At 64.5% G+C, this 5,137-nt stretch carries 11 protein-coding genes; all 11 read left to right on the top strand.

Going from position 1 to position 5,137, the window contains the following annotated elements:
* Positions 1-105 precede the first annotated feature (105 nt).
* Entirely contained in the window at positions 106-249 is a 144-nt protein-coding gene (locus tag AB0E19_RS38220; protein WP_005412422.1) for a hypothetical protein, read from the top strand.
* Positions 242-526, top strand: a complete 285-nt coding sequence (locus AB0E19_RS38215; protein WP_049397849.1) for a hypothetical protein — start codon at positions 242-244, stop codon at positions 524-526. The genes AB0E19_RS38220 and AB0E19_RS38215 overlap by 8 nt, the downstream gene beginning before the upstream one ends.
* Complete coding sequence (locus tag AB0E19_RS38210; protein ID WP_154267700.1) at positions 526-684, top strand: hypothetical protein; 159 nt, start codon at positions 526-528, stop codon at positions 682-684. Before AB0E19_RS38215 ends, AB0E19_RS38210 begins: the two co-directional genes overlap by 1 nt.
* The gene (locus AB0E19_RS38205) at positions 684-1,349 is read left to right on the top strand and encodes a hypothetical protein (RefSeq protein ID WP_004154595.1); all 666 of its coding nucleotides are present in this window, start codon (positions 684-686) and stop codon (positions 1,347-1,349) included. The genes AB0E19_RS38210 and AB0E19_RS38205 overlap by 1 nt, the downstream gene beginning before the upstream one ends.
* A complete protein-coding gene (locus AB0E19_RS38200) occupies positions 1,333-1,770 on the top strand; it encodes a RusA family crossover junction endodeoxyribonuclease (RefSeq protein WP_160314062.1) in 438 nt (145 codons plus the stop codon). The genes AB0E19_RS38205 and AB0E19_RS38200 overlap by 17 nt, the downstream gene beginning before the upstream one ends.
* Positions 1,771-2,133 (top strand): N-acetylmuramoyl-L-alanine amidase, encoded by a 363-nt coding sequence (locus AB0E19_RS38195; RefSeq protein ID WP_004154593.1) that lies wholly within the window; start codon positions 1,771-1,773, stop codon positions 2,131-2,133.
* A gap of 11 nt (positions 2,134-2,144) precedes the next feature.
* Positions 2,145-2,531 (top strand): helix-turn-helix domain-containing protein, encoded by a 387-nt coding sequence (locus AB0E19_RS38190; protein WP_004154592.1) that lies wholly within the window; start codon positions 2,145-2,147, stop codon positions 2,529-2,531.
* Complete coding sequence (locus tag AB0E19_RS38185) at positions 2,528-2,707, top strand: hypothetical protein (RefSeq protein WP_049434079.1); 180 nt, start codon at positions 2,528-2,530, stop codon at positions 2,705-2,707. Before AB0E19_RS38190 ends, AB0E19_RS38185 begins: the two co-directional genes overlap by 4 nt.
* Entirely contained in the window at positions 2,694-4,325 is a 1,632-nt protein-coding gene (locus AB0E19_RS38180; RefSeq protein WP_004154589.1) for a toprim domain-containing protein, read from the top strand. The genes AB0E19_RS38185 and AB0E19_RS38180 overlap by 14 nt, the downstream gene beginning before the upstream one ends.
* 165 nt (positions 4,326-4,490) lie before the next feature.
* Entirely contained in the window at positions 4,491-4,739 is a 249-nt protein-coding gene (locus tag AB0E19_RS38175) for a hypothetical protein (RefSeq protein ID WP_005412417.1), read from the top strand.
* Positions 4,740-4,749: 10 nt separating this feature from the next.
* The coding region (locus AB0E19_RS38170) for a hypothetical protein (RefSeq protein WP_362189709.1) at positions 4,750-5,137 on the top strand (388 nt) is incomplete at its 3' end.

Below are 5,137 nucleotides of genomic sequence, written 5' to 3'. Positions count from 1 at the left end.
CCCGCCGCATGGCGACCTGGACCTCAGCCTGGTGCTGGAGTCGCGCTATTTCTTTGCCTAGTCCATCCCCCTTTGGCAATTGATACCCCAAACGAGAACATCCACATGAGCATCAACTACCAGCACGCACTGAACACCTACGTTGCTCAGGACCACTTCGGTGTGGTCCTCGGCATCTACAACCCGGCCGAACACGGCACGGTCGAGGAGTTCAAGCACCGCATGACGGAGCTGCACGCAGGTGCGTGATCGCGTCATCGACGGACTGCACTCACGTTCTGCCGAGAGCGCCGCACGCGGCGCTTTCGTCGTGATCGACAGCGTGCAGTCCCTCGGCCACCCGGCCGATCAGGTGATCGGCTTGGCGTGTGCCTTCAAGAACTTCTGCGAAGTGCTCAGCCTCGATCCGATGGAAGTGCTGCGGGTCGTCTCGCGCATGGAGCAGGACTGCCGCTACCGGCAGGTCAACACCCTCAACGCCGTGCGCCGCTACGCGGAGCGCGAGCTGAAACCGCACTACCCGTGATGCGTGACCCGATCACCGACGCCTTCATCGACGAGGCGCTCATCGGCTTCGACATCGACGAAGCCTTCGGCATTTCCGCCGACACCCCGCTGACCGCCGCCGCTGACCTGTGGCGCGCGGGCATCTATCTCCCGACCAACTACGAGACCGACAACTGATGGCAACCAAGAAGCGCGAACGATTCGTCTCCCCCAAGGGCACCGCAGTGTGGCCGCGCCTGAACGAACCGGACACCAAGTTCAAGCCGGAAGGCGAATACACCGTGAGCCTGGCGTTCGACCCGAACGACAAGGACTTCAAGGCGCTGGCGAAGAAGCTGGAAACCCGGCGCGACGAGCTGTTCCAGGAGTTCCTGAGCGAGAACCCGAAGAAGAAGAAGGGTGCCGAAGTGGCCCCGGTGTTCACCGAAGAAACCGACGAGAACGGCGATGACACCGGCCGCGTGCTGGTGAAGTTCAAGATGAAGGCCAGCGGCGTCAGCAAGCGCACCGGCAAGAAGTTCACCATGCGCCCGGACATCTTCGACGCCCGCGGCAAGAAGATCGACAACCCGCCGCAGATCGGCGGCGGCAGCGAACTCAAGGTCTCCTACGAGATCGGCGGCTCGTTCGTCGAATCGGCCAAGAAGTTCTACCTGACCTGCTACATGGTCGCCGTCCAGGTGATCGAGCTGGTCGAGTTCGGCCAGCGCAACGCCAAGGACTACGGCTTCGGCGAGGAGGACGGCTACGAGGCCGCCGACAGCGCGCCGTTCAGCGACAGCGATGACGACTCGGACGACGACAGCGACTCCGACGACGAGGGCGATGACGGCGACTACTGATCCGCTGTCGGTCATCGTGGACACCGCGAGGGGGGCCGAGCATTTGGCCTCCCTCACGTTCCCGTTTGACCCGGTGCCCGCCTCGCGCCCGAAGGTTTCGCGCTGGGGCGTCTACTACGGCAAGACCTACAAGACCTGGAAGGAAGCCGCAGAGAAGCATCTGCCAGCCGGTGACCTGGACCTGTCGCCGACCGATCCGGTTTTAGTGGTCATCATCGCGGTATGCAAACGCGCCAAGACCTCGAAGGCCGCGTTTCCCAAGGGCGACGTGGACAACCTCGCCAAGGGGCCGATGGACGTTGTGACCAAAGCCACCGGCTATTGGGCCGACGACAAGCAAGTCATGTGGCTGCTCTCCGGTAAGCGCTGGGCGCAGCCGGACGAAGAACCACGCACCGAAGTCCACCTCTACAAACTCTAAGTGCGCCTCAAACCTCTGGAATCGGTAGAGGCGCTGTTCGTCCTCGCCAGCATGACCCGCCCCGAGCAGGTCACGACCGGCGAAGAACTCGCACGCCTGCACCGCTCGCAGGGCTACTCGAAGATCGCCGTCCACTTCGTCATCGAACGTGACGGCTCGATCTACGACGGTCGCCCGCTGAATCAGCCCGGCGCTCTCGCCGGTAAGCACAACCAATCCGCATACCAAGTCTGCCTCCTGGGCGGCGTCAACGACGCCATGCAGCCCGAGGACAACTTCACCGAAGCCCAACACGCCGCGCTGCGACGCCTGCTCGCCGCCTACGGCAAGCCCGTCGTGTGGGCACCTGACTTCCCTCGATAGGAGAACCCAACGTGAAACCGCTGCCCCCGCAAACCCAGGTCGTCCTGGATCACCTGCGTCGCCACTCGCACCTGACCTCGTGGCAGGCCGAAGGCGTCTACCGCATCCGCCGCCTTGCCTCGCGCGTCGATGAGCTGCGCGCTGCTGGCTTCGAGATCGAAACGCAGACCTGCGAGGACGCCTCGGGGCAGCGGTACACGCGCTATCGCCTGTCGCGCCGTCAGCGCCGCAGCAAGGCTCCGCTCCTGGAAGCGCGCCGCGCTCCGAAGCAGTACCGCGTCGATGCGCTGCTCCAGCTGTATCGCAACTACTGCACCGACGAGCTGGGCCTCGACGCCAACGATGCGACCGAAGAAGTCGCCGCATTCACCAAGTTCCTGCTGGAGAAGAACGCATGACCAACACTGCCACCACCGTCATTCCGTCCGCGATGCGCCTGGCTTTCGAGCGCGCATGGGCGAGCGCCGACAAGCCCTTCCGCGGCCTGGGCCGCACCGTCAAGGGTGCGCTGAATCGTCGCCTCGGCATTTCCTACCGCAAGCGCATGTGGTCCGTGGAGCGTGCAAAGCGCTGACTCCGAATACCTCCACAAAGAGCCGTGCCCGAACTGCGGCAGCAAGGACAACCTTGCGCGCTACAGCGACGGGCACGGCTACTGCTTCGGCTGCGGTCACTACGAGCCAGCCGAAGGCGAGGAGGTCTCTCAACCCACCAGCAGGAAAACCATGAGCGACTTTGCGAAGGGTGAACCGCAAGCCCTGGCGAAGCGCGGTATCACTGAGGAAGCATGCCGTAAGTACGGCTACTGGATCGGCAAGGACAAGCACGGCAAGACCGTGCAGATCGCCAACTACAAGCGCGATGGCGGCATCGTCGCGCAGAAGCTCCGCTACCCCGACAAGAAGTTCTCGTTCATCGGCGACTCGAAGGCGTGCGGGCTGTTCGGCCAGCACCTCTACGAACCGGGGCGACGCCTCGTCATCACCGAAGGCGAGATCGACGCGCTCTCCGTGGCGCAGGCACTCGGCCTCCGCTGGCCGGTGGTGTCCGTCCCGAACGGGGCGCAAGGCGCAGCCAAGTCCATCAAGCGCGAGCTGGAGTGGGTCAACGGCTTCGACGAGGTTGTGCTCATGTTCGATATGGACGAACCGGGCCAGGCCGCCGCGCAGGAAGTGGCGCTGCTGCTGACTCCCGGCAAGGCCAAGATCGCACAGCTCCCAGCGAAAGACCCGAACGAGCTGCTCCAGCGTGGCGACGCCGAGGCGATCACTCGCGCCATCTACGAAGCGCAGACCAAGCGCCCCGATGGCGTGGTGACGTTCGGCTCCCTCAAGGAGAAGGCACTCAAGCCGGTCTCGATGGGCATGCCCTGGCACGACCCGCGCCTCACCGCGCTGACCTACGGCAAGCGGTACGGCGAGGTCTACACCTTCGGCGCAGGCACCGGCATCGGCAAGACCGACTGGCTGATGGAGGAAGCAGCCTTCATCGCGCAGGAAACCGGCGACCGTGTTGGCCTGTTCTTCCTAGAGCAGCAGCCGGTCGAGACGGCGAAGCGCATGGCAGGCAAGGTTGCAGGCCGCCGCTTCCACGTTCCCGATGGGAGCTGGACGCAGGAGGAACTGGAAGCCGCGTTCGAGATTCTCGACAAGGGCCAGGTGTTCATCTACGACCACTTCGGCTCGTCCGAGTGGGACGTGATCGAAGCCAAGATGGCCCACATGGTCGTCGCCGAGGGCGTCAAGCACATCGTCCTCGACAACCTCACGTCGTTCGCGGCCGGTGCCGAGGACGAGCGGAAGATGCTGGAGGACACGATGGCGAAGATCGCGCAGTTCGCGCAGCGCCACCTCATCTGCATCTACCTGGTCTCGCACCTCGCCACGCCGGAAGGCAAGCCCCACGAGGAAGGCGGGCGCGTGATGCTCCGTCACTTCAAGGGCAGCCGCGCCATCGGCTTCTGGACGCACTTCGCCTTCGGCCTGGAGCGCAACACGCAGGCCGAGAACGAGGCCGAGCGCAACTGCACGACCTTCCGCGTCCTCAAGGATCGCTTCACCGGCCAGTCGAACGGCCAGGTTCTCTACTACAGCTACGACCACGCATCCGGCCGTCTGCTCAATGCAGATGCTCCGGGCGAATACGGCGACTTCGCCGACGAGTCATCCGATGTATCCACCTCCGACTACTGACGGCCGCTCGGTCGTCGGCTTCATCCCAGCTGATGCTCCGCTCTCCTTCGCTGAGAGCCTCGTTCTCCCCTACCAACTCCCGCGCTCCGACCAAGCCTGCCGTGTCATGTACGGCAAGCCAGGGCGGCGCGTGGTCATCCACATCAAAGCCGAGGAACTACCCCAATGAAAGAGATCGTCGCCATCGCAATCGACCTGCTGACCGCCCCGTTCCGCAAGGACACCGTGACCGACGTGGTGAAGGTGCTGGAGGGCCAGGTGGACAAGCTGTTCAAGATCAGCGCCGACCGCATCGCCACCGCCTCGACGCTGCGCGACAAGGCCGATGTCCTGCACTCGCAGGCCGACGAGCACGAGGAAGAAGCCGAGCGCGCACTGCGCGTCGCCGAGCGCTTCACCAACCTGATCCGCTAAGGGACCAACCATGACTGCCGAGCAACACGCTCGGTCCCTGTTCGACGTGTTGCCGGCCGAAGTCCGCCACCTGGTCATCCTGGGTGGCGGAAGCCTGCGCGCGTTCTACGACGGGACCGAAATCAAGGACATCGACTGCTTCTTCGTGTCACTTGCGAGCTACACCTACGTGGCCGCGTACCTGAGCGGCCGTAGCGACTGGACCAGCGAAGCCGCTCCGAACGGTATCCGCAACTTCCGCTCGCCCGAGGGTCACCTCGTGAGCCTGATCGGCTTCGAGTTCGGCACGCCGCACGAGCACTGCGCCGTCGTGGGGAGCGGAGCGCGCCGCGAAGGACTCCGCCTCCGCGGCGGTGTAGGCGGAGGCGAAGGTGAAGGCGCGGGGGGACGGGCCGTGG

The organism is Streptomyces sp. NPDC047974, assembly GCF_040653375.1.
Classification (GTDB): Bacteria; Actinomycetota; Actinomycetes; order Streptomycetales; family Streptomycetaceae; genus Streptomyces.
The sequence above is the reverse complement of the archived record's forward strand: the minus strand, read 5'-3'. Positions and strand labels throughout refer to the sequence as shown.

Coding starts and splice junctions, on each gene's coding strand:
- AB0E19_RS38220 (WP_005412422.1), top strand. CDS start 106: ATGAGCATCAACTACCAGCACGCACTGAACACCTACGTTGCTCAGGAC.
- AB0E19_RS38210 (WP_154267700.1), top strand. CDS start 526: ATGCGTGACCCGATCACCGACGCCTTCATCGACGAGGCGCTCATCGGC.
- AB0E19_RS38205 (WP_004154595.1), top strand. CDS start 684: ATGGCAACCAAGAAGCGCGAACGATTCGTCTCCCCCAAGGGCACCGCA.
- AB0E19_RS38200 (WP_160314062.1), top strand. CDS start 1,333: ATGACGGCGACTACTGATCCGCTGTCGGTCATCGTGGACACCGCGAGG.
- AB0E19_RS38185 (WP_049434079.1), top strand. CDS start 2,528: ATGACCAACACTGCCACCACCGTCATTCCGTCCGCGATGCGCCTGGCT.
- AB0E19_RS38175 (WP_005412417.1), top strand. CDS start 4,491: ATGAAAGAGATCGTCGCCATCGCAATCGACCTGCTGACCGCCCCGTTC.